This is a genomic window from Variovorax endophyticus, from assembly GCF_025376855.1.
In the GTDB taxonomy this organism is placed as follows: Bacteria; Pseudomonadota; Gammaproteobacteria; order Burkholderiales; family Burkholderiaceae_C; genus Variovorax.
On sequence record NZ_JAHUTH010000025.1, the window covers coordinates 20688 to 41040 of the forward strand.

26 protein-coding genes are annotated in these 20353 nt (G+C 69.8%); 14 read left to right on the forward strand and 12 right to left on the reverse strand.

Annotation, left to right across the window (positions count from 1 at the left end; all coding sequences use genetic code 11):
- Window positions 1-32: 32 nt before the first annotated feature.
- Genes panB through KV106_RS27925 form a run of 4 tightly spaced genes read left to right on the forward strand, consistent with a single transcriptional unit; the run spans window position 33 to window position 2847 of the window.
- Complete coding sequence (panB, locus tag KV106_RS27910) at window positions 33-926, forward strand: 3-methyl-2-oxobutanoate hydroxymethyltransferase (RefSeq protein WP_261213957.1); 894 nt, start codon at window positions 33-35, stop codon at window positions 924-926.
- Between the two features lie 43 nt (window positions 927-969).
- A complete protein-coding gene (panC, locus tag KV106_RS27915; RefSeq protein ID WP_261213959.1) occupies window positions 970-1821 on the forward strand; it encodes a pantoate--beta-alanine ligase in 852 nt (283 codons plus the stop codon).
- Window positions 1818-2456 (forward strand): 7-carboxy-7-deazaguanine synthase, encoded by a 639-nt coding sequence (queE, locus tag KV106_RS27920; protein ID WP_057592030.1) that lies wholly within the window; start codon window positions 1818-1820, stop codon window positions 2454-2456. Before panC ends, queE begins: the two co-directional genes overlap by 4 nt.
- A gap of 28 nt (window positions 2457-2484) precedes the next feature.
- Window positions 2485-2847, forward strand: coding sequence for a 6-carboxytetrahydropterin synthase (locus KV106_RS27925; protein WP_057592031.1), 363 nt, complete (start codon window positions 2485-2487; stop codon window positions 2845-2847).
- 15 nt (window positions 2848-2862) lie between these two features.
- Here the strand turns inward: KV106_RS27925 and nadA are convergent, their stop codons facing one another.
- The 6 genes from nadA to KV106_RS27955 all read right to left on the reverse strand — a co-directional run bounded on the left by nadA (window position 2863) and on the right by KV106_RS27955 (window position 7215).
- Window positions 2863-3978, reverse strand: a complete 1116-nt coding sequence (gene nadA / locus KV106_RS27930) for a quinolinate synthase NadA (protein ID WP_261213960.1) — start codon at window positions 3976-3978, stop codon at window positions 2863-2865.
- Window positions 3979-3991: 13 nt separating this feature from the next.
- Window positions 3992-4867: a carboxylating nicotinate-nucleotide diphosphorylase gene (nadC, locus tag KV106_RS27935; RefSeq protein WP_057592033.1), complete on the reverse strand. Its 876-nt coding sequence runs from the start codon at window positions 4865-4867 to the stop codon at window positions 3992-3994.
- Window positions 4868-4892: 25 nt separating this feature from the next.
- Window positions 4893-5921 carry an NAD(P)H-dependent glycerol-3-phosphate dehydrogenase gene (locus tag KV106_RS27940; protein WP_057592034.1) on the reverse strand — a complete coding sequence of 343 codons (1029 nt, stop codon included), beginning with the start codon at window positions 5919-5921 and terminating at the stop codon, window positions 4893-4895.
- 29 nt (window positions 5922-5950) lie between these two features.
- Window positions 5951-6415, reverse strand: a complete 465-nt coding sequence (secB, locus tag KV106_RS27945; protein ID WP_057592035.1) for a protein-export chaperone SecB — start codon at window positions 6413-6415, stop codon at window positions 5951-5953.
- Window positions 6416-6544: 129 nt separating this feature from the next.
- Entirely contained in the window at window positions 6545-6811 is a 267-nt protein-coding gene (gene grxC, locus KV106_RS27950) for a glutaredoxin 3 (RefSeq protein WP_057592036.1), read from the reverse strand.
- Between the two features lie 20 nt (window positions 6812-6831).
- Window positions 6832-7215 carry a rhodanese-like domain-containing protein gene (locus KV106_RS27955; protein WP_281077002.1) on the reverse strand — a complete coding sequence of 128 codons (384 nt, stop codon included), beginning with the start codon at window positions 7213-7215 and terminating at the stop codon, window positions 6832-6834.
- Window positions 7216-7323: 108 nt separating this feature from the next.
- Here KV106_RS27955 and gpmA point away from each other — a divergent pair, with 108 nt between their 5' ends.
- The 3 genes from gpmA to KV106_RS27970 all read left to right on the forward strand — a co-directional run bounded on the left by gpmA (window position 7324) and on the right by KV106_RS27970 (window position 10476).
- Window positions 7324-8067: a 2,3-diphosphoglycerate-dependent phosphoglycerate mutase gene (gpmA, locus tag KV106_RS27960; RefSeq protein WP_057592037.1), complete on the forward strand. Its 744-nt coding sequence runs from the start codon at window positions 7324-7326 to the stop codon at window positions 8065-8067.
- 109 nt (window positions 8068-8176) lie between these two features.
- On the forward strand, window positions 8177-9619 hold the full coding sequence (locus tag KV106_RS27965; protein WP_057592038.1) for a S41 family peptidase: 1443 nt from the start codon (window positions 8177-8179) through the stop codon (window positions 9617-9619).
- A 92-nt stretch (window positions 9620-9711) separates the two neighbouring features.
- Window positions 9712-10476 carry a HesA/MoeB/ThiF family protein gene (locus KV106_RS27970; RefSeq protein ID WP_261213966.1) on the forward strand — a complete coding sequence of 255 codons (765 nt, stop codon included), beginning with the start codon at window positions 9712-9714 and terminating at the stop codon, window positions 10474-10476.
- Between the two features lie 12 nt (window positions 10477-10488).
- Here KV106_RS27970 and KV106_RS27975 read toward each other — a convergent pair whose 3' ends face one another.
- Window positions 10489-12498, reverse strand: a complete 2010-nt coding sequence (locus tag KV106_RS27975) for an AsmA family protein (RefSeq protein ID WP_261213968.1) — start codon at window positions 12496-12498, stop codon at window positions 10489-10491.
- Window positions 12499-12777: 279 nt separating this feature from the next.
- On the opposite strand from KV106_RS27975, the gene KV106_RS27980 reads away from it, so the two are divergent.
- Complete coding sequence (locus KV106_RS27980) at window positions 12778-13176, forward strand: response regulator (RefSeq protein WP_057592040.1); 399 nt, start codon at window positions 12778-12780, stop codon at window positions 13174-13176.
- A gap of 24 nt (window positions 13177-13200) precedes the next feature.
- Here KV106_RS27980 and KV106_RS27985 read toward each other — a convergent pair whose 3' ends face one another.
- Window positions 13201-13833, reverse strand: coding sequence for a response regulator (locus KV106_RS27985; RefSeq protein WP_057592041.1), 633 nt, complete (start codon window positions 13831-13833; stop codon window positions 13201-13203).
- Between the two features lie 131 nt (window positions 13834-13964).
- On the opposite strand from KV106_RS27985, the gene KV106_RS27990 reads away from it, so the two are divergent.
- From KV106_RS27990 to KV106_RS28015, 6 genes are all read left to right on the forward strand, one after another.
- Window positions 13965-15275: a CHASE3 domain-containing protein gene (locus KV106_RS27990; RefSeq protein ID WP_261213971.1), complete on the forward strand. Its 1311-nt coding sequence runs from the start codon at window positions 13965-13967 to the stop codon at window positions 15273-15275.
- Window positions 15276-15489: 214 nt separating this feature from the next.
- A complete protein-coding gene (locus tag KV106_RS27995; protein WP_082321940.1) occupies window positions 15490-15654 on the forward strand; it encodes a DUF1328 domain-containing protein in 165 nt (54 codons plus the stop codon).
- A gap of 51 nt (window positions 15655-15705) precedes the next feature.
- On the forward strand, window positions 15706-16077 hold the full coding sequence (locus KV106_RS28000) for a hypothetical protein (protein WP_057592043.1): 372 nt from the start codon (window positions 15706-15708) through the stop codon (window positions 16075-16077).
- A gap of 33 nt (window positions 16078-16110) precedes the next feature.
- Window positions 16111-16494: a hypothetical protein gene (locus KV106_RS28005; RefSeq protein WP_261213972.1), complete on the forward strand. Its 384-nt coding sequence runs from the start codon at window positions 16111-16113 to the stop codon at window positions 16492-16494.
- Window positions 16481-17017, forward strand: coding sequence for a hypothetical protein (locus tag KV106_RS28010; protein WP_261213974.1), 537 nt, complete (start codon window positions 16481-16483; stop codon window positions 17015-17017). Before KV106_RS28005 ends, KV106_RS28010 begins: the two co-directional genes overlap by 14 nt.
- Window positions 17014-17568, forward strand: a complete 555-nt coding sequence (locus tag KV106_RS28015) for a ferritin-like domain-containing protein (protein WP_261213976.1) — start codon at window positions 17014-17016, stop codon at window positions 17566-17568. The genes KV106_RS28010 and KV106_RS28015 overlap by 4 nt, the downstream gene beginning before the upstream one ends.
- A gap of 76 nt (window positions 17569-17644) precedes the next feature.
- On the opposite strand, the gene KV106_RS28020 is transcribed toward KV106_RS28015, so the two are convergent.
- The 4 genes from KV106_RS28020 to KV106_RS28035 form a co-directional block, all read right to left on the reverse strand.
- Window positions 17645-18151, reverse strand: a complete 507-nt coding sequence (locus KV106_RS28020) for a BON domain-containing protein (RefSeq protein ID WP_261213978.1) — start codon at window positions 18149-18151, stop codon at window positions 17645-17647.
- 68 nt (window positions 18152-18219) lie between these two features.
- Window positions 18220-18417, reverse strand: a complete 198-nt coding sequence (locus KV106_RS28025; protein WP_057592048.1) for a CsbD family protein — start codon at window positions 18415-18417, stop codon at window positions 18220-18222.
- Between the two features lie 147 nt (window positions 18418-18564).
- Window positions 18565-19413, reverse strand: coding sequence for a DUF429 domain-containing protein (locus KV106_RS28030; protein ID WP_261213980.1), 849 nt, complete (start codon window positions 19411-19413; stop codon window positions 18565-18567).
- Window positions 19414-19416: 3 nt separating this feature from the next.
- Window positions 19417-20298 (reverse strand): EamA family transporter, encoded by an 882-nt coding sequence (locus KV106_RS28035; RefSeq protein WP_261213982.1) that lies wholly within the window; start codon window positions 20296-20298, stop codon window positions 19417-19419.
- Window positions 20299-20353: the final 55 nt, after the last annotated feature.

Sequence of the window (20353 nt, forward strand, 5' to 3'; positions counted from 1 at the left end):
GGCCACCGACGCCCGCAGGGAGAAACCCAACCATGTCCAACGCCTCAACCCCGAACGAAGCCACCGCCGCCACGCCCTACGGCACGCTGCCGCCGGCCTCGCAGCCCGCCACGCGCAAGCCGCTGAGCTTGCCGCGGCTGGCCGAGCTGCATGCGCGCGGCGAGAAGATCGCGATGCTCACGGCCTACGACGCCACCTTCGCGGCCGTGGCCGATGCCGCGGGCGTCGAATGCCTGCTGGTCGGCGATTCGCTCGGCATGGTCTGCCAGGGCCTGTCGAGCACGGTCGGCGTCACGCTCGAGACCATGCGCCACCACACCGACAGCGTCTCGCGCGGGCTGCGGCGCGTGCAGGGCACGGCCTGGCTGATCGCCGACCTGCCCTTCGGCAGCTACCAGGAGTCGCGCGAACAGGCGCTGCGCAGCGCCACCGTGCTGATGCAGGCCGGCGCCCACATGGTGAAGCTCGAGGGCGGCGGCTGGACCACCGAGACCGTGCGCTTCCTGGTCGAGCGCGGCATCCCGGTGTGCGCGCACCTGGGCCTGACGCCGCAGACCGTGCATGCGCTCGGCGGCTACCGCGTGCAGGGCAAGGGCGACGCCGCCGCGGCCCGGCTGCGCGAGGAAGCCCAGGCGCTGCAGGACGCGGGCGCCGCGATGCTGGTCCTCGAGATGGTGCCGGCCGCGCTGGCCACCGCGCTCACGGCCGAACTCACGCGCTGCGCCACCATCGGCATCGGTGCCGGCCGCGGCACCGCGGGCCAGGTGCTCGTGCTGCACGACATGCTGGGCCTGAACCTGGGCCGCATGCCGAAGTTCGTGCGCAACTTCATGGACGGCGCCGGCGGCATCCCGCAGGCGCTCGCGGCCTATGTGCGCGCCGTCAAGGACGGCAGCTTTCCCGACGACCGGCTGCACGCCTGGTAAGCCCCCCTCTTCTTTTTTCCATCGTTCCAAGGAGGACCGCCTCATGTTCATCGCCCGCACCATCCCCGAGCTGCGCGACCACCTGGCGCGCTTCGAGCGCCCTGCCTTCGTGCCGACCATGGGCAACCTGCACGACGGCCACATCGCGCTGGTCACGCAAGCGAAGCCGCTGGGCGACGCCACCGTCGCGAGCATCTTCGTGAACCGGCTGCAGTTTTTGCCGCACGAGGACTTCGACACCTATCCGCGCACCTGGGACAGCGACTGCGCCAAGCTGGAAGCCGCCGGCTGCGACGTGCTGTTCGCGCCCGACGAGAAGGCGCTCTATCCCGAGCCCCAGACCTGCAAGGTGCATCCCGACCCGGCGCTGGCCGACATCCTCGAGGGCCACTTCCGGCCCGGCTTCTTCGTCGGCGTGTGCACCGTGGTGATGAAGCTGTTCAGCTGCGTGCAGCCGCGCGTGGCGGTGTTCGGCAAGAAGGACTACCAGCAGCTGATGATGATCCGCCACCTGGTGCGGCAGTTCGCGCTGGCTATCGAGATCGTGGGCGGCGAGACGCGCCGCGCCGACGACGGCCTCGCGCTCTCCTCGCGCAACGGCTACCTGAGCGAAGGCGAGCGCGCCGAGGCGGTGCAGCTCTCGCGTGCGCTCAAGGAGATCGCCGAGGCCGTGCGCGGCGGCGGCGAGCTCGCGGCAATCGAGGCGCGCGCGATGCAGGCACTGGCCCAGCGCGGCTGGCAGCCCGACTACCTGACGGTGCGCCGCCGCCTCGACCTGCAGCCGCCGGCCGCGCTCGACGGCACCGAGCCGCTGGTGGCGCTCGCGGCCGCGCGCCTGGGCAGCACGCGGCTGATCGACAACCTCGAGATCGAGCCCTGGGTGGCGACGCGATGAGCTATAGCGTCAAGGAGATCTTCTACACGCTGCAGGGCGAAGGCGGCCAGGCCGGCATGCCGGCCGTGTTCTGCCGCTTCGCGGGCTGCAACCTCTGGAGCGGCCGCGAGGCAGACCGCGCCAGCGCGGTCTGCCGTTTCTGCGACACCGATTTCGTCGGCACCGACGGCACGCTGGGCGGCAAGTTCAAGGAGGCCGATGCGCTGGCCGACACCATTGCCGCGCAGTGGCCCGCCGACGATGCCGGCCACCGCCTCGTGGTGCTGACCGGCGGCGAGCCGCTGCTGCAGGTCGACGCCGCGCTGATCGATGCGCTGCATGCGCGCGGCTTCCGCATCGCCGTCGAGAGCAACGGCACCGTGGCCGCGCCCGAGGGCATCGACTGGCTCTGCATCAGTCCCAAGGCCGGCGCGCCCTGGGTGCAGCGGCGCGGCCAGGAACTCAAGCTGGTGTGGCCGCAGGAGGGCATCGACCTCGACGCGATGGCGCGCAGCGGCGAGTTCGCGCACCGCTTCCTGCAGCCCATGGACGGCCCGCGGCAGGCCGCCAACACCGCGCTGTGCATCGACGCCTGCCTGCGCCAGCCGCGCTGGCGCCTCAGCGTGCAGACCCACAAGTTCACCGGCATCCGCTGATGCCCGCTTCCCCGTTCCTGCGCTCCCCATGCGATTCACGATCAGCCAACGCTTCTTCTTCGACGCCGCCCACACCCTGAAACGCGAGATCGAGGCCGAAGGCAGCCGCCGCATCCACGGCCACACCTACCACGCCGAGGTCTGGCTCGCGGGCGAGCGCGATCCCGCGACCGGCATGGTGATCGACCTGGGCCTGCTGCGGCGGCGGCTCGACGACGTGCGCGATCGGCTTGACCACCGGCTGCTCGACGAGGTGCCGGGGCTGCATCCGCCCACGCTGGAGAACCTGTGCCTGTTCATCGCCGAGGCGCTGGGCGAGCTTCAGGCTTCGCTGGCGCGCGTGCGGGTGTGGCGCGAGGCGCTGGGAGACTCCTGCACGCTGGAGTTCTAGCCCCGGCCCGGCTGGTCAGGCCGCGCCGATCCCCGCCACCAGGCTGCCCGGCGCGATGCCGTTCTTCAGCCCGGCCGTGAAGGCCAGCATGCGGTCGATCGGCACGCGCGCGCGCAGGCCCAGCGCCGGGTCGACGTGGATCTCGCCGGCGCCGGTCTCGAGCGCGTTCGCGAGGTCGGCCAGCCCGTTCATCGCCATCCACGGGCAATGCGCGCAGCTCTTGCAGGTGGCGCCGTTGCCGGCCGTGGGCGCCTCGATGAAGGTCTTGCCCGGATTGAGCGTGCGCAGCTTGTGCAGCATGCCGTTGTCGGTCGCGACGATGAACTCGGTCGCGTCGAGCTGGCGCGCGGCATTGAGGATCGCCGAGGTCGAGCCCACGGCATCGGCCAGCGCGATCACCTCGGCCGAGGACTCGGGATGCACCAGCACCTTGGCGCGCGGATGGGCCTGCTTGAGCAGCTCGAGCTCGAGCGCCTTGAATTCGTCGTGCACGATGCAGGCGCCGTTCCAGCTCACCATGTCGGCACCGGTCTGGCGCTGGATGTAGTCGCCGAGGTGGCGGTCGGGGCCCCAGAGGATCTTGCGGCCCTGCGCATGCAGCGCGCCCACCACGTCGAGCGCGCAGCTCGAGGTGACGAGCCAGTCGGCGCGCGCCTTCACGGCGGCGCTGGTGTTGGCGTAGACGACCACGGTGCGGTCGGGATGGGCGTCGCAGAAGGCGCCGAATTCGTCGACCGGGCAGCCCAGGTCGAGCGAGCAGTTGGCGTCGAGGTCGGGCATCAGCACCCGCTTCTCGGGCGACAGGATCTTGGCGGTCTCGCCCATGAAGCGCACGCCCGACACCACCAGCGTGCCGGCCGCATGGTCGCGACCGAAGCGCGCCATCTCGAGCGAATCGCTGACGATGCCGCCGGTTTCCTCGGCCAGGTCCTGCAGGTCGGGGTGGACGTAGAAGTGCGACACCATGACCGCGTTGCGCTCGCGCAGCAGGCGGCGGATGCGCTCCTTGAGCGCCTCTCGCTCGGTGGACGTGGGCTCGGGCGGTACGCGGGCCCAGGCGCGGCGGGTGTCGCAGACGCTCCCTTCGGCCGGCTGTTCGTACTCGACATCGATGACGGCGGAGGAAGCCATGTGCGCGTCTCCCTCAGCGGTCCTGGAAGCGCATCGAGAAATCGATGGCCTTGACGTCCTTGGTCAGCGCACCGACCGAGATCCGGTCGACGCCGGTCTCGGCCAGTTCGCGCAGGCCGTCGAGCGTGACGCCGCCCGATATCTCGAGCACCGCGCGGCCTTCGCCGGCGGCGTCGTTGATGCGCACCGCCTCGCGCAGGGTCGGCAGGTCCATGTTGTCGAGCAGCACCATGCGCGCGCCGGCGTCGAGCGCCTCGCGCAGCTGCGCCAGGGTCTCGACCTCGATCTCGACGAAATCGGCACGCTCGGCGGCCGGAGCCACGGCGCGCAGCGCGGCGGCCACGCCACCGGCCGCGGCGATGTGGTTTTCCTTGATCAGCACGGCGTCGTACAGGCCGATGCGGTGGTTGAGGCCGCCGCCGGTGCGTACCGCGTACTTCTGCGCCAGGCGCAGGCCCGGCAGCGTCTTGCGGGTGTCGACGATGCGCGCGCGCGTGCCCTCGACGATGTCGCTGTAGAGCGCGGCCTTGGTCGCGACGGCGCTCAGCAGCTGCAGGAAGTTGAGCGCGGTGCGCTCGGCGGTCAGCAGCGCGCGGGCCGGGCCTTCCATCTCGAGCACGACCTGGTTCGGCTCGCAGCGCCCGCCCTCGGCGCAGCGCCAGTCGATGCGCACCTGCGGATCGAGCTGCGCCAGCGTGGCCTCGACCCAGGGCGCGCCGCACAGCACGGCCGGCTCGCGCACCAGCACGCGCGCGTGGGCGCGGCGGCCGGCATCGACCAGGGAGGCGGTGAGGTCGCCGTCGGCGACGTCCTCCTGCAGTGCGCGGGCCGCATCGGCCTGGGCCAGCGCGGCGATGGCCGGCGCGGAGAAATCGAAACGGGAACGCATGGGGCGGTTTGTCTTCCGGATGTTGTTATGGGGGCGGCCGAACCGATTCGGGCACCGGGTCGCGCCCGGTCAGCGCGGCCACGGCGTCGGCGGGGCTCACGCGGCCGTCGAGCAGCGCGACCACGCCTTCGGCGATGGGCATTTCCACGCCCAGCCCGCGCGCGCGCTGCACCACGGTGCGGGCGCAGTAGACGCCCTCGGCCACGTGGCCCAGCGAATCGACCGCCTGCGCCAGGGTGCGGCCCTGGGCCAGCAGCAGGCCGACCTTGCGGTTGCGCGACAGGTCGCCGGTGGCGGTGAGCACCAGGTCGCCCAGGCCCGACAGGCCCATGAAGGTGTCGGTGCGGGCGCCGAGCGCGAGGCCGAAGCGGGTCATCTCGGCCAGGCCGCGCGTGATCAGCGCGGCGCGCGCGTTGAGGCCCAGCGCGAGGCCGTCGCACAGGCCGGTGGCGATGGCCAGCACGTTCTTGACCGCGCCGCCGACCTCGACGCCGACGATGTCGTCATTGGCGTAGACGCGCAGCGCGGGACCATGGAAGGCGTCGACCAGCGCGTCGCGCACGGCGGCATGCGGGCTGGCCGCGACCAGCGCGGTCGGGCGGCCCTCGGCCACTTCCTGCGCGAAGCTCGGGCCGCTGAGCACGCCGGCCAGCAGATCGGGCGCGACCTGCGCGCGGATTTCGTGGGCCAGCAGGCCGAAGGAGGAGGCGGTGGTGTTCGCGGCCTGCGCGGGCTCCACGCCCTTGCAGAGCCAGGCGACCGGCACGCGGGTGCCGCTGTCGCGCAGGGTCTCGAGCTGCCGGCGCAGCGCGGCCATGGGCGTGGCCACGATGACCAGGTCGGCGCCGGCCTGCGCCTGGCCGATGCCGCCCGCGCGCACCGCGAGCGAGGCCGGCAAGGCCAGCCCCGGCAGGTAGCGGGTGTTCTCGCGGGCCCGGGAGATGGCCTCGGCCTGGGCCGCGTCACGGGCCCACAGCGTGACCTCGTGGCGGGCGGCCGCATTGACGGCCACCGCCGTGCCCCAGGCGCCGGCGCCATGAACGCAGATCTTCATCGGCGTCGCGGCGTTGCGTGCCGTCAGGCTTATTGCGTGACGATGGGCGAAGGCTGGCCGGCGGCCTGGGCCTGCTGCTGCTCGTACATGGCCTGGAAGTTGATCTCGGCCAGGTGCACGGGCGGGAAGCCGCCGCGCTGGATCACGTCGGCCACGTTGCCGCGCAGGTAGGGGTAGACGATCTGCGGGCAGGCGATGCCGAGGATCGGGCCCATCTGGTCTTCGGGCAGGTTGCGGATCTCGAAGATGCCGGCCTGCTTGGCTTCGACCAGGAACACGGTCTTGTCGCCGATCTTGGTCTGCACGGTGGCGGACACCGACACCTCGAAGATGCCGTCGGCCACGGGCTGGGCGTCCACGCCGAGCTGGATGTCGACGGTGGGCTGTTCCTGTTCCAGCAGGATCGCGGGCGAGTTGGGTTGTTCGAGCGACAGGTCCTTGAGGTAGACGCGCTGGATCTGGAACACGGGATCTTGGGCTTGCTGGTCGGCCATGGCTGAACTTTCGAGGGTCAAAACAAGGCCCGCCGGGGGATGGTTTCCCGCGGCGGGCCGCAGATGGTGAACGGGCGATTATCGCCCGGCGATGTGACGGCTACGGACCGGCGGTCGGCCGGCCTTGAATCAGGCCGCCTGGCCCTGCAGCAGCGGTACCAGGCCGCCACGGCTGTCGAGCGCCATCAGGTCGTCGCAGCCGCCCACGTGGGTGTCGCCGATGAAGATCTGCGGCACCGTGCGGCGCTGGGTGATCTCCATCATGGCCATGCGCGCCTGGGGATCGCTGTCGATGCGGATCTCCTCGATCTGCTCGACGCCCTTGGACTTGAGGATCTGCTTGGCGCGTGTGCAGTAGGGGCACACGGCGGTGGTGTACATCTTGACGGCTTGCATGGTTCGTATCTCGGTGGGGTTCAGGCCTTTTCAACCGGCAGGTTAGCCGCTTTCCACGCCTTGAGTCCGCCGGACACCGCTTGGGCCTGCTCGTAACCCAGCTTCTTGGCCGCGGCCACCGCGCGCTGCGCGCGCGAGCCGTTCTCGCACACCAGCAGCAGCGGCACGTTCTTGTTCTTGACCGTGGAGGCCAGCTTTTCCTCGAGCTGGGCCAGCGGCACGTTCTTCGCGCCGATCATGTGGCCGGCGGCGAATTCCTCGGGATCGCGCAGGTCCACCAGCACCGCGCGCTCGCGGTTGATGAGGTGCACCGCCGCGTCGGCCGTCAGCGTGCCGCCCCCCGCGCCGCGAATCAGCGGCCAGGCCAGCATGGCGCCCGAGCTGAGCACGATCAGGACCAGCATCCAGTTCGCGGTGACGAATTCGATCAATTTCACGGGGGTTCCTTGGAGAGAGGCAAACCCGGGATTTTAGAATGTCGGGTTTACAAAGCGCTGCCAAAGGCCTCCGACATGCACAAACTGGTACTGATCCGCCACGGCGAATCGACCTGGAACCTCGAAAACCGCTTCACCGGCTGGACCGACGTCGACCTGACCGAGACCGGCGTCGAGCAGGCCAAGCAGGCGGGCCGGCTGCTGAAGGCCGAGGGCTACGACTTCGACGTGGCCTACACCAGCGTGCTCAAGCGCGCCACCCGCACCCTGTGGCACACGCTCGACGAACTCGACCGCACCTGGCTGCCGGTGGTGCATTCGTGGCGCCTCAACGAACGCCACTACGGCGGCCTGCAGGGCCTGAACAAGGCCGAGACGGCCAAGAAGTACGGCGACGAGCAGGTGCTGGTCTGGCGCCGCAGCTACGGCACGCCGCCGCCGCCGCTGGAAGCCGACGACCCGCGCAGCGAGCGCGGCGACGTGCGCTACGCCAAGCTCGCGCCCGAGCAGATCCCGCTGACCGAATGCCTGAAGGACACGGTGGCGCGCGTGCTGCCGTTCTGGAACGAGTCGATGGCCCCGGCCATCCGCACCGGCCGCCGCCTCGTGGTGGCGGCGCACGGCAACTCGATCCGCGCGCTGGTGAAGTACCTGGACGGCATCTCGGACGACGACATCGTCGGCCTGAACATCCCGAACGGCATTCCCCTGGTGTACGAGCTCGACGACGATCTCAAGCCGCTGCGGCACTACTACCTGGGCGATGCCGCCGCCGCCGAGAAAGCCGCCGCCGCGGTCGCCTCGCAAGGCAAAGGCTGAAGCCGCGCTGTAGAAAAACCGTGCCCGCCGCTCCACCCGTGGAACCCCGGCGGGCAATTTGTTTCCAAGCTGTGTATATTGGTTCGACAGCCGACAAGGACACTTACCCATGGGCCAGAAACTCAAGATCACCGGCTGGGTCGCCGCCGGCGCCGTCGCAGGCGTCCTGACCACCGCCTCGCTGCAGACCGTCGCGCGCGGCTCGCTCGCGCCACTGCCGCTCGAGGAACTGCAGCAACTCGCTGCCGTGTTCGGCATGGTCAAGAGCGACTACGTCGAACCGGTCGACGAGAAGAAGCTGATTTCCGACGCCATCTCCGGCATGGTCGCCGGGCTCGACCCGCATTCCCAGTACTTCGACAAGAAGTCCTTCAAGGAATTCAGGGAAGGCACTACCGGCCGCTTCGTCGGCGTGGGCATCGAGATCTCGCAGGAAGACGGCCTGATCAAGGTGGTCTCCCCGATCGAGGGCTCGCCCGCGTTCCGCGCCGGCCTCAAGCCCAATGACCTGATCACCAAGATCGACGACACCGCGGTGCGCGGCCTGTCGCTCAACGAGGCGGTCAAGCGCATGCGCGGCGAGGCCAACACCAAGGTGCTGCTGACGATCTTCCGCAAGGACGAGAGCCGCACCTTCCCGGTCACGATCACGCGCGAGGAAATCCGCACCCAATCGGTGCGCGGCAAGATGATCGAGCCGGGCTACGGCTGGATCCGCCTGTCGCAGTTCCAGGAGCGCACGGTCGACGACTTCGTGAAGAAGATCGACGACCTGTACAAGGAAGACCCGAACCTCAAGGGCCTGGTGCTCGACCTGCGCAACGACCCGGGCGGCCTGCTCGACGCGGCCGTGGCGGTATCAGCGGCCTTCCTGCCCGAGAACGCCACGGTGGTCACCACCGACGGCCAACTCGCCGAGAGCAAGGCGGTCTACAAGGCGGCGCCCGAGTTCTACCAGCGCCGCTCCGGCAGCGACCCGCTGCGCAGCCTGCCGGCCGCGCTGAAGTCGGTGCCGCTGGTGGTGCTCGTGAACGAAGGCTCGGCCTCGGCCAGCGAGATCGTCGCGGGCGCGCTGCAGGACCACAAGCGCGCCACCATCATGGGCAGCCAGACCTTCGGCAAGGGCTCGGTGCAGACGGTGCGTCCGCTCGGCCCCGACACCGGCCTGAAGATCACCACCGCGCGCTACTACACGCCCAGCGGCACCTCGATCCAGGCCAAGGGCATCGTGCCGAACGTGCTGGTCGACGAGAGCGCCGAGGGCAGCCCCTTCGCCGCGCTGCGCATGCGCGAGGCCGACCTCGAGAAGCACCTGGCCAGCGGCCAGGGCCCCGAGGTCAAGGACCCCGAGCGCGAGAAGGCCCGCGACGAGGCCCGCAAGCGCCTCGAGGAAGAAGCCAAGAAGCCGCCGCAGGACCGCAAGGTGCCCGAGTTCGGCTCCGACAAGGACTTCCCGCTGGTGCAGGCGCTCAACCGCCTCAAGGGCCAGCCGGTGCTGGTCAGCAAGACGCAGGTGATCGTCGACAACAAGGAAGAGAAGAAGGAGAACTGACCGGCCGGGGCGCGAGCCCCTTCCGGACGCTCCGACTTCGCATCCCATCGCAGGGGACCGGCCAGACCGGTCCCTTTTGCTTTCTCCCCGCCATGAACGAAGACGACGACCTGCTGCGCTATTCGCGCCACATCCTGCTCGAGGAATTCGGCATCGATGGCCAGGCGCGCGTGAGCGCCGGCCGGGTGCTGGTGATCGGTGCCGGCGGGCTGGGATCGCCGGCCGTGCTCTACCTCGCGGCGGCGGGCGTGGGGCGCATCGTGCTGGTCGACGACGACGAGGTCGACCTCACCAACCTGCAGCGCCAGGTCGCCCATACCGAGGCGCGCGTGGGCCAGCCCAAGGTGGCGTCGGCGGCGCAGGCCATGCGCGACATCAATCCCGGCATCGCCATCGAGACCCACGTGCTGCGCCCCGACGCCGACCAGCTGTCGGCGCTGGTCGCGGCGGCCGACGTGGTGCTCGACTGCACCGACAACTTCGTGACGCGCCAGGCCGTCAACCGCGCCTGCGTGACGCACGGCAAGCCGCTGGTGGCGGGGGCCGCGATCCGCTTCGACGGGCAGCTCAGCGTGTACGACGTGCGCGATCCGGCCTCGCCCTGCTATGCCTGCCTGTTCCCGCCCGACGCGGCCTTCGAGGAGACGCTGTGCGCGGTGCTCGGGGTGTTCGGGCCGGTGGTCGGCACCATCGGCACCCTGCAGGCGCTCGAGGCGCTCAAGCTGCTCGCGGGCATCGGGCCGTCGCTGGCGGGCCGGCTGCTGATGTTCGATGGGCGAAGCGCTTCGTTCGACACGCTTCGCGTGGCGCGCGATCCGCATTGCGGCGTCTGCGCGGCGCACCGCCCCGCACCCTAGCCCTGCTCGGGGTCAGGGCTGCTGCTTCGCGCCCTTGGCCCGTGCCGCACCGTTGGCGGCGGCACCGGCGGTCGGCTTGTTCGCCTGGGCCAGCACCGCCTTGCAGTCGGAATCCTCGCCGGGACCGGTCTCGATGGTCGCGGCCAGCGCCAGCAGCGGATTGACCGCGCCCAGCGCCAGCGCAGCCAGCCCACGGCCCGCCAACGGCCCGACCTGCAGCCCGCCCTTGGGATCGCCGAAGCTGCCGCTGACCACCAGCGGCGTGCGGATCGACAGCAGGCTCTTGCTCTTGGGCTCCTGGTGGACCACGAAGTCCAGCCCCTCGGTGGCGAAATTGGCCTGCCCCGTGGCCGTGAACAGCGCGTTGGTGGTGTCGACCATCAGCGTGCGGCCGGTCGCCAGCCCCTTGTTCACGTCGAAGGCCACGGCCGCGCAGCGCAGTTCGACGTCGCGGTCGCCGCGCAGCAGGAACTTGAGGATGTCGCCGCCCACCAGCGTCGCGAACACCGGCAGCAGGTTGCCGAACTGGCCGCGGCCGGCCAGCACCGCCACGTCGCCCGAAGCGCCGCCGAGCCAGTTGGCGACCGTGCTGCCCGAGCCCGAGAGGTTGATGCGGCCGTCGAGCCGGCCCAGGCTGTTGCCGGTGGTCTCGAGCTTGGGGAACAGCCGCGCGAGCTGCATCGCGCGCACGTCGAGCGCGGCACGGATGTCGGCCGGGTTCTTCGAGCCGTCGATGCGGATCGCGCCGCCCAGCTTGCCGCCGGCCACGCCGAGCAGCAGCGGGTCGAGCGTGAGCACGCCGTCCTTGAGCTTGACCTGCACGCTGCCGCTGTCGAGCGGGACGTCGCGCACGTTGCGGATGCGGTCGGCCGTGTACTTCACGTCGGCATTCATCGCGCGCAGGCGCTCGAAGTCCAGCGGCGCGGTCGGCAGCACCTTGCCGCCCGGGCGCTTGACCTGGGTCACGGTCGGCGGCGGCGCCACGCCCTCGACGGTGGCGGCGGTGCGCGCGGTCGGCGGCAGGCCGATCAGCGGGCCGAGGTCGTCCATGTCCATCACCTTGGAGCGCAGTTCGCCCGCGAGGTAGGGCACCTGGGTCGCCTGGTCGAAGCGCATGTCGCCCGCGATGTCGGACAGGCCCAGCTTGCCCTGCAGCGCCTTGGCCTCCCACAGGCTGCCGCGCTTGCTGAGATTGCCGCGTACCGCGTAGGGCGAGGTCTGCGGCAGCGCGATGCCCAGCAACGGGAACAGCGCGCCCAGGGTCTGGCCACGGATGTCGAACTTCGCATCGATGCCGTCGAGGTCGGCGAGCGAGCCCACGGTGCCGCCCGCCTTGAGCTTGGTCTGGCCGGCGGCCGCGTCGATCTCGAGCGGGAACGGCGGCGCGCCGGCCGCGTTGATCTGCATCACGTTGCCGGCGCGGCCCTGGGCCGTGAGCGGCTGGCCCTTGTAGCGGCCCTTGATTCGGTAGTGCACCGGCAGCGCGCCGCGCGCGGTGTCGTAGCTGACATCGGCATGGATGTCCACGCCCAGGTGCTTGGCCAGGAAGTCGATGGCGCCGCCATCGACCTCGATGGTGCCGATGGTGGGCGCGGTGCCGGCGTCGGAGGTGTCCTTGCCGAAGGCCCAGGTGCGCCGGCCGTCGGCTTCCATCTGCAGGCCCACGGTGGGCGAGGCGAGCACCAGCCGCGGAATCTCGATGCGGCGCGACACCAGCGGCCAGAGGCGGATGTCGAACTCGGCGCGCTCGGCCTTCACGAGGTAGGGGTCACGCGCCCACGAGGGGTTGGCGAACTCGATGCCGTCGAACTTGACGGTGGCGCGGCGCCAGCCGAGATCGACGTCGAGCCGGCGCGTGATCTCGAACTTGCGGCCGGTCTTCTCGCTCACGTAGCGGTTGACGGGCTCGCGCAGCACGTCCCAGGGAAAGAACAGGATGGCGATCACCAGCGCCGCGAGCAGCAGCACGATCAGCTTCTGCCACAGCGGAAATCTGCGCGGGAGGGTGCGGGTGGAATCCATCGCCATGGCTGCATGATGACCGCATCGCGCGCGCCGTCCAGGTCGGCGCAGGGCCGCAACCCGCGTGCGGCATCACCTACCGCGCGCCGAGCGACGCCAGGGCCCTCGCCTGCGGGGGCGTCGGAACCCGCCTACAGATGCCTCGCACTGAACCCTGCATGATGCGCGGCAGGGAGGCCTCATCGTCCAGAGCCCGGTCCAGCCGCCGCCAGCCACGAGAACACGGCGGGCGCCGCGGCCCACATCATTCGGGCAACGTCGGAGGAAGCGCGGTTCGTCATGGATTCCAGATTGAAGACCTACATCGTCGAGGACAACCTCACGATCCGTGAAAACCTCATCGGCACCCTGGAAGAACTGGCGCGCACCGTGGTGATCGGCTACGCGGAAACCGAAGACCACGCGGTCGAATGGCTGCGCACGCATGCCGCCGACTGGAACCTCGCGGTGGTCGATCTCTTTCTCAAGCAGGGCAGCGGGCTGGGCGTGCTGAAGGCCTGCACCGAGCGGCGCCCCGAACAGAAGGTGGTGGTGCTCAGCAACTATGCGACGCCCGACATCCGCAGGCGTTGTGCGCAGTTCGGCGTGGACGCGGTGTTCGACAAGTCCAACGAGATCGACGCGCTGGTCGATTTCTGCCTGCGCGCGGTGGCGCTGCAGCCACCGGAGCCGGGCTGAGGCCCGGCGCGAACGGTGGCTTTCTCAGTCGATCAGCTTGTTCTTGAGGGCGTAGTACGTGAGGTCGCTGTTGGAGGAGAGGTTCATCTTCTCCATCAGCCGCGTGCGGTAGGTGCTCACGGTCTTCACCGACAGCGACAGCGTCTTGGCGATGTCGCCCGCGGTCTCGCCCTTGGCCAGCTTCAGGAACACCTGGAACTCGCGCTCCGAGAGCTGCTCGTGCGGCGCGGCGTCGTCCTTGCGGTCGAGCTGGCGGGCCAGCAGTTCGGCCACGGCCGGGGTGATGTAGCGGCGGCCCAGCGCGATGGTGCGGATCGCGTTGACGATCTCCATCGGATCGCACTCCTTGTTGAGGTAGCCGCTCGCGCCCTGCCGGATCAGGTTCATCGCGTAGTGCTCCTCGGGGTAGCCGCTCAGGATCAGGATGCCGACGTCGGGCGCCTTGGCACGGATCATGGCAAGCGCATCGATCCCGCTCTGGCCCGGCATCGACAGGTCCATCACCAGCACGTCGAGCTCGGTGGTGCGCACGAGCTCGATCGCCTCGCGACCGCTGGCGGCCTCGCCGGCCACGCGCAGATCCACGTGCTCGGAGAAGAACTGCCTGAGGCCCGATCGCACGATGGCGTGGTCGTCCACAATTCCAATTTTGATCATCTGTTACTTTCGTCGTTGTGTTGCCGGTCCGCGGGCCGCAACATGCCGGTTCCCTGATCGTTGTCAATTATTCACGATCTTGTCTTGAAAGCGGATCCAAAAGTTTCATGCGTTGGCTAGCGTTCCCAAAAATGGCCTTGAGCCTGCTGCTCGCCGCACTGGCGGCGCTGGCGCTCGTCGGCATCAACGAGGCGGGCTACCGGCAGTCCAGTATCGCCCTGGCCGAGATCGACGCCGCGCAGAAGGTGCGCAGCGTGCTCAACCAGCTGCTGCAGAACATCCTCGATGCCGAAACGGGCCAGCGCGGCTATCTGCTGACAGGGGAAGCCGCCTACCGGCAGCCCTACGACAACGCCATCAAGCAGATCGACGGCAACCTGGCGAGCCTGCGCGAGCAGTACGCCGGCCGGCCGGCCGAGACGGCCCAGCTGGCCGAGCTGTCGAAACACGTGCTGCGCAAGGTGTCCGAGATGGACATGAGCGTGCGCCTGCGCTCGGACGGCAAGGAGGACGCCTGGAAGTTCGTCATCACCACCGACGTCGGCCGCGAGGAAATGGATGCCATCCGCGAGAAGGCCCGGGGCCTGGTGGAACTCAGCAACAAGACCCTGCACGACAGCCAGACCCAGGTGATGCTGTCGCTGCGGCTGGCGCGCTTCGGCACCAGCATCGTGGCGCTGGCCGCCCTGTTCGCCTTCTTTCTGTACCTGCGCCAGACGCACGTGCTGCGCTCGATCGGCGAGCGCCAGCAGGAGACCCTGCAGCGCGAGCGCAATGCCCTGGAGGACGAGGTGCGCGAGCGCACCGCCTCGCTGGCCGAGCTGGCGACCCACCTGCAGGACGTGCGCGAGACCGAGCGCGGCTTCCTGGCGCGCGAGCTGCACGACGAGCTGGGTTCGCTGCTGACCGCCGCCAAGCTCGACGTGGCGCGGCTGAAGTCGCGGCTGGCCGACGCGCCCGATGCGATCCAGCGGCTGCAGCATCTGACCGAGCTGCTCAACAGCGGCATCGCGCTCAAGCGCCGCATCATCGAGGACCTGCGCCCGTCGTCCCTGGCCAACCTCGGGCTGGTGGCCTCGCTCGAGATCCTCGGGCGCGAGTTCGGCGAGCGCTCGGGCATTCGCGTCGACATGCAGCTGGAGCCGGTCAGCACCGACGAGTCGCGCCAGCTCACCATCTACCGGATGGTGCAGGAGAGCCTCACCAACATCGGCAAGTACGCCGAGGCCACCGAGGCCACGATCGCGATGAAGAACCACGACACGCACGTGGTGGTCGAGGTGCTCGACAACGGCAAGGGCTTCGACGCCCAGAAGATGCGCCCGTCGACGCACGGCCTGGCCGGCATGCGCCACCGCGTGGAGGCCGCGCGCGGCAAGCTCACGGTGACATCGACGCCCGGGCACGGCACGCGCATCGCGGCGATGCTGCCGGTGGCATAGGCCCGGACCACGCCCCCCCCGCGCCGGCGCATCCGTGCCGGAATTCACGCGATTTCCAGGGCCGCCGGGCGGACTCGGCCATCTCCTACGCCCCGCCCCCCCTGCCACTGACAGGTCCGCCATGGGCCGGCCCTTAAGGTCTGTCCATGCCGTGTTCCTCCTCCTCGGACACGCGGCTTTTCCAACAACGAGGGCAGCCTCCAAGGAGTTCCGCATGTTGCACTACGCAGTGGTCTTTCTGGTCATCGCGCTGATCGCCGCCTTGTTCGGCTTCGGCGGTATCGCCGCCAGCGCCGTCGGTATCGCCAAGATCCTTTTCGTGATCTTCGCGGTGCTCGCCATCGCGAGCTTCCTGGCCGGCTTGCTACGAAGCAAGTAGCGTCGGTACGATCCACAGGCTCTCGCAATTCATTCCCGGAAAGGACTTTTCATGAACACGACCAAGACCCCCCAGCAACTCGCCGACGACGCACGCCAGACCGCCAACGACGCTGTCGATACCACGCGCGCCTATGCACAGAATGCGGTGAATGCGGCGGGCGAAAAGGTCCGCGAGCTGCGTCGCGACGCGGAACCGGCGGTCGAGCAACTGGCGGCGCGCGTGCAGCAGGCCGTGCAGCGCGGCCTCGATGCCGCCTCGACCACCAGCGCGCGCGCGCAGCGCCGTCTCGAGCAGGCCGCCGACGTGACCGGCCGCTACATCTCCGACCAGCCCGTGCGCTCGGTGCTGATCGCCGCCGCGGCCGGTGCCGCCATCACCGCACTGATCGTGCTGGCCAGCCGCCGTCGGGACGACTATTGATCGACTGAAGCATCGGCTCCGCTCCGCAGCACCATGCTTCATCCGATCTTTTCCACGGTGCTCGGGCATCCGGAGCTCATCGCCGAACACATCGCCAACTACGCGGCCCTGGTCCGGCAGGAGTCGGGCACCGCGGCCCGCGGGCTGATCGCCCGCATCGTCGCGGGCATCCTGGCCGCAGCCACCTTCGTGCTGGCGCTGGGACTCATCGGCGTGGCGGTGCTGCTGGGCGTGCTGCACGGCAGTTTTCATTGGGTGCTGGTCGCGGTCCCCGGCGTGGCGCTCGCGATCGCCGCGATCTGCGCCTGGATCGCATCCCGTCCCTTCATCGCCCATGGGTTCGACGATCTGCGTGCGCAGGTCGACGCCGACCTGCAGGCCCTTCACGAAGCCGGAGGCCGCCATGGCCGGCACTGATCCCCGCGCCCTGCTGACGCCGAAGGAACGGCTGGCGCTGTCGCGCCGCGCGCTGGTGCGCGAGCTCAACGGCGGCCGCGATCCCGAGCCGGAGCACCGCACGCCGCAGCAGGAACGCGCCCGGCGCGATGCCGAGGCGGCCTTCGCGCCATCCGACCCCGACGATGCCGGCGCCGCCTTCGAAGGCCAGCGCGCGCACGATCCGGGCGGCGGCCGCGGCGGCAATGCCCGCATCTGGGCCTCGGTCGCGCGCAGCATGGCCGAGCGCTGGTGGCGCCGCCATCCGGCGCATGCGGCGGGCCAGCTGGCGCGGCCGCTGCTCGAACGCTATGCGCGCAAGGAGCCGGCCAAGCTGATGGCGATCGCCGCCGCCACCGGCGCGGTGGTGGTGCTGGTCAGGCCCTGGCGGCTGCTGTCGGTGACGGCGGTGCTGGCGGCGGTGCTCAAGACTTCCGACCTGGCCGACATCGTGAACACGCTCATGCAGCAGAAAACAACTCCCCCACGAAAGGATCCCCCATGAAAGCCAATGCCTCCACTCCGGCGAAGGACCACCAGCACCTGGTGCTGGACCAGAAGGGCCTCGACGCCGCGGCCAAGAGCCTCGACGACGGCGCCGTCACCCCGGCCTACGGTCCGTGGCGCGACGACATCGTCAAGCTGCTGAACGACGCGCTCGCCACCGAGCTGGTCTGCGTGCTGCGCTACAAGCGCCACTACTTCACCGCCAACGGCGTGGAATCGCCGGCCATCGCCGACGAATTCCTCGTGCATGCCAACGAGGAATCGGCGCATGCCGACCGCATCGCCGAGCGCATCGTGCAACTGGGTGGCGAGCCCGATTTCGCGCCCGAACACCTGCGCGAACGCAGCCATGCCGGCTACGACGAATCGACCGACCTGCAGGCCATGGTGCGCGCCAACCTCGTGGCCGAGCGCATCGCGGTCGAGTCGTATCGCCAGATGATCAACCTGATCGGCGACAAGGACCCGACCACCCGCCGCATGCTCGAGGACATCCTCTCGGACGAGGAAGAGCATGCCGACGAACTGAAGGACTGGCTGGGCCACTGACCCGGCAGCCACCCAAGAGAAAGCCCGGCATGCCGGGCTTTCTTTTTTGGGGAGGCGGAAACGCGGATCCGGAAACTCAGCCCTTCACCTCGAGCCGGTTGTCGACCGAGGTCACGCCCTGCACGCCCTTGGCGATCTGCTCGGCGCGCTCCTTGGCGGCGGCGCTCGGCGCGGGTCCCTGCAGGCTCACGGCGCCGGCCTTGGTGTCGACGTCGATCTTGATGGCGCTGAGATCGGGATCCTTCGCCAGGCCGGCCGAGATGGCGGCTGTGATGGCCGCGTCGTCCACCGTGTTCGCCACGGCGGTACCGGCGTCCTTCACGGCTTCCTTCGCATTGGCGGCACCGTCCCTCACGCTTTGCGAATCGATCTTGGCCTTGGCCTCCTCGGCCATCTGGACGGTCTTGTCGCGCGCGGTGTCGACGGCCTGGCCCGTGCGCGCCACCGCGCTGTCGAGCTTCTCGCCGGCGGTGCGGCCGTCGTTCCTGTCGCAGGCGGCGAGCGCAAGGCTGCCGCCGGCGATCGCCAGCACGGCAAGCCAGGTGCGCGTGCGCGAGGCGGACGGCTGTATCGAGAGGGTCATGGGAACCTCCACATCGATGGAATGAAAAGAAAAATGGCTGCGCGCCCGCGGGCCGCAGCCATGTTGCATCAGAGCTTGTCGGCGCCGGACTTGATGGCGTCCTTGGCCTTTTCCTTCACGTCGCCGTAGGTGCTCTGCACCTTGCCGGCGGCCTGGTCGGCGATGCCCTCGCCCTGAAGCTTCTCGTTGCCGACGACCTTGCCGGCGACTTCCTTGATCTTGCCCTTGGCCTGGTCGACGCGGCCTTCCACTTGATCCTTGTTCATTGCGATGTCCTTCCTGATTCGGTCACGAAGCACCCGGAGACCGGATGCATGAGCCGGCGGCCCATGACTTCAATCTAGCGACGCGACCTGTGAGCCACGCCACGACGGGGGCGCAAAGCGCTGTAGGACAACCGGGGCCGGCCGGGGTCAGGCGGAGACGATCCAGCCCTCGAGCGGATCGATGCCCGCGGGCAGTCCGTAGCCAGGGCCCGCGCTGTCCGCGCGCTGCAAACCCCAGGCCGCCTGCACCAGGCACAGCACGGCATCGAGGTCGTCGCCGCGCGGGTCGTCGAGCAACTCGCGGCGCCGCCCGGGCGAGAGCTCGAGGCGCAGGCCGAGCCGCGTGCGGCCGGCCTCGAGCGCGGCCAGCAATTCGACCCGCACGTCACGGCGCTCGGGCGTCTGTTTGGCGAGCTCGTCGCTCTTGTAGCTGCGGCGCCCGACGAGCTCGCGCGCCAGCAGCCCGGGATAGGCCTCGAGCGCCACCCGCTCGGCCGGCCGCACTTCGCGCAGCCCCGGCAGATGCGCATCGGCCGCGAGCAGCGGCGGCACCCCGGCGTGCAGCATGAAGGCCACCGGCGGATTGACCCACTTCATCGACGGGCTGGAACCCGCGGGCGCATCGGTGGCGCGATGCGCGAATTTCCCGCCCACCGGCCGCGCGGCGCAGAAGGCCGCGAAGGTCTCGCGGATCTCGGCGCGGGTGAGCGCGGCGTAGTGCGCGATCAGCGGCTCGAAGTGCAGCGGCCAGCCCAGGTGTTCGACCAGCTCGCGCGGCAGGCTGAACGGGAAGTCGAACCCGCCGACCCAGGCCGGCGTGGCGTGCAGCCAGCGGCTCCAGGCCTCGAGCGTGCTGAAGCGCTGCAGCTCGCGCAGCGCCAGGACGCCATCGGGCATCGATTCGCCGGTGGCGACCACGATCGGCTTGCGCGCGGTCGGAGCGCTCGAGAAGTCGCAGCCGAACAGCACCACCGGGGCCGGCAGCGTCGCGCCCATGGCTCAGCCCAGCGCGAGCGCCACCACGCCCGCGGCGATGAAGAGCGCGCCCAGCAGGCGCAGCAGCCGGTCGCCCTCGCGCAGCAGGTGGCCGCCGATCAGCGCCGCGAACAGCATCGACACCTCGCGCGCGGGCGCCACGTGCGAGATCGGCGCCTGCTGCACCGCGTAGAGCACCAGCACGTAAGACACCGGGCTCACGGCCGCCACCACCAGCGCGTACTTCCACTGCGCGCGCCACATGCGCGCGGTGGTGGCGCGATCGTGCAGCGCGGCCGGCAGCAGCAGCACCAGCCGCACGAGGTTGCCGAAGTAGTCGAGCAGGATCGGCGACATCGCGAGGAACTTGACGGCGTAGCTGTCGGCCACGGTGTAGGCCGCGATGAAGCCGCCGGTCAGCACGCCGTAGCGGATGCCCTTGTGCACGCGTTCGCGCTGCGCCGGGTCGTGCGCCTTGTGCCAGAGCTTCGGGCCACCGGCGACCAGGAACACGCCGCCCACCACGCCCAGGATGCCCGCCACGCCCACGAGACTGATCTTCTCGCCGAGGAACAGCACCGCCACCAGCGACGACAGCAGCGGGCCCGAGCCCCGCGCCAGCGGATAGACCACCGTGAGGTCCGACTTGCGGTAGCCGCGCAGCAGCACGATGAAATAGAAGATGTGCAGCACGCCGCTGAGCACGACGAAGCCCCACTCGGTCGCGCCCCAGTGGGGCACCACGTTCCAGCCCAGCGCGATGCCCACGGGCGCCCAGATCAGCATGTTGAACACGCTGGTCTGGAAGCTGAAGCGCACGTCGCCGTTGGCCTTCTTGGCGACGATGTTCCAGCCCGCGTGGATGAGCCCTGCCAGCAGGATCAGCGCGAATGCGGAAAGAGGCACGGGATCAGATCAGGGAAGTCGCTCGCCCGCCGGCCGGCGGGCAACAAAAAGGGGG

Coding starts and splice junctions, on each gene's coding strand:
- panB (WP_261213957.1), top strand. CDS start 33: ATGTCCAACGCCTCAACCCCGAACGAAGCCACCGCCGCCACGCCCTAC.
- panC (WP_261213959.1), top strand. CDS start 970: ATGTTCATCGCCCGCACCATCCCCGAGCTGCGCGACCACCTGGCGCGC.
- queE (WP_057592030.1), top strand. CDS start 1,818: ATGAGCTATAGCGTCAAGGAGATCTTCTACACGCTGCAGGGCGAAGGC.
- KV106_RS27925 (WP_057592031.1), top strand. CDS start 2,485: ATGCGATTCACGATCAGCCAACGCTTCTTCTTCGACGCCGCCCACACC.
- nadA (WP_261213960.1), bottom strand. CDS start 3,978: ATGGCTTCCTCCGCCGTCATCGATGTCGAGTACGAACAGCCGGCCGAA.
- nadC (WP_057592033.1), bottom strand. CDS start 4,867: ATGCGTTCCCGTTTCGATTTCTCCGCGCCGGCCATCGCCGCGCTGGCC.
- KV106_RS27940 (WP_057592034.1), bottom strand. CDS start 5,921: ATGAAGATCTGCGTTCATGGCGCCGGCGCCTGGGGCACGGCGGTGGCC.
- secB (WP_057592035.1), bottom strand. CDS start 6,415: ATGGCCGACCAGCAAGCCCAAGATCCCGTGTTCCAGATCCAGCGCGTC.
- grxC (WP_057592036.1), bottom strand. CDS start 6,811: ATGCAAGCCGTCAAGATGTACACCACCGCCGTGTGCCCCTACTGCACA.
- KV106_RS27955 (WP_281077002.1), bottom strand. CDS start 7,215: ATGCTGGTCCTGATCGTGCTCAGCTCGGGCGCCATGCTGGCCTGGCCG.
- gpmA (WP_057592037.1), top strand. CDS start 7,324: ATGCACAAACTGGTACTGATCCGCCACGGCGAATCGACCTGGAACCTC.
- KV106_RS27965 (WP_057592038.1), top strand. CDS start 8,177: ATGGGCCAGAAACTCAAGATCACCGGCTGGGTCGCCGCCGGCGCCGTC.
- KV106_RS27970 (WP_261213966.1), top strand. CDS start 9,712: ATGAACGAAGACGACGACCTGCTGCGCTATTCGCGCCACATCCTGCTC.
- KV106_RS27975 (WP_261213968.1), bottom strand. CDS start 12,498: ATGGATTCCACCCGCACCCTCCCGCGCAGATTTCCGCTGTGGCAGAAG.
- KV106_RS27980 (WP_057592040.1), top strand. CDS start 12,778: ATGGATTCCAGATTGAAGACCTACATCGTCGAGGACAACCTCACGATC.
- KV106_RS27985 (WP_057592041.1), bottom strand. CDS start 13,833: ATGATCAAAATTGGAATTGTGGACGACCACGCCATCGTGCGATCGGGC.
- KV106_RS27990 (WP_261213971.1), top strand. CDS start 13,965: ATGGCCTTGAGCCTGCTGCTCGCCGCACTGGCGGCGCTGGCGCTCGTC.
- KV106_RS27995 (WP_082321940.1), top strand. CDS start 15,490: ATGTTGCACTACGCAGTGGTCTTTCTGGTCATCGCGCTGATCGCCGCC.
- KV106_RS28000 (WP_057592043.1), top strand. CDS start 15,706: ATGAACACGACCAAGACCCCCCAGCAACTCGCCGACGACGCACGCCAG.
- KV106_RS28005 (WP_261213972.1), top strand. CDS start 16,111: ATGCTTCATCCGATCTTTTCCACGGTGCTCGGGCATCCGGAGCTCATC.
- KV106_RS28010 (WP_261213974.1), top strand. CDS start 16,481: ATGGCCGGCACTGATCCCCGCGCCCTGCTGACGCCGAAGGAACGGCTG.
- KV106_RS28015 (WP_261213976.1), top strand. CDS start 17,014: ATGAAAGCCAATGCCTCCACTCCGGCGAAGGACCACCAGCACCTGGTG.
- KV106_RS28020 (WP_261213978.1), bottom strand. CDS start 18,151: ATGACCCTCTCGATACAGCCGTCCGCCTCGCGCACGCGCACCTGGCTT.
- KV106_RS28025 (WP_057592048.1), bottom strand. CDS start 18,417: ATGAACAAGGATCAAGTGGAAGGCCGCGTCGACCAGGCCAAGGGCAAG.
- KV106_RS28030 (WP_261213980.1), bottom strand. CDS start 19,413: ATGGGCGCGACGCTGCCGGCCCCGGTGGTGCTGTTCGGCTGCGACTTC.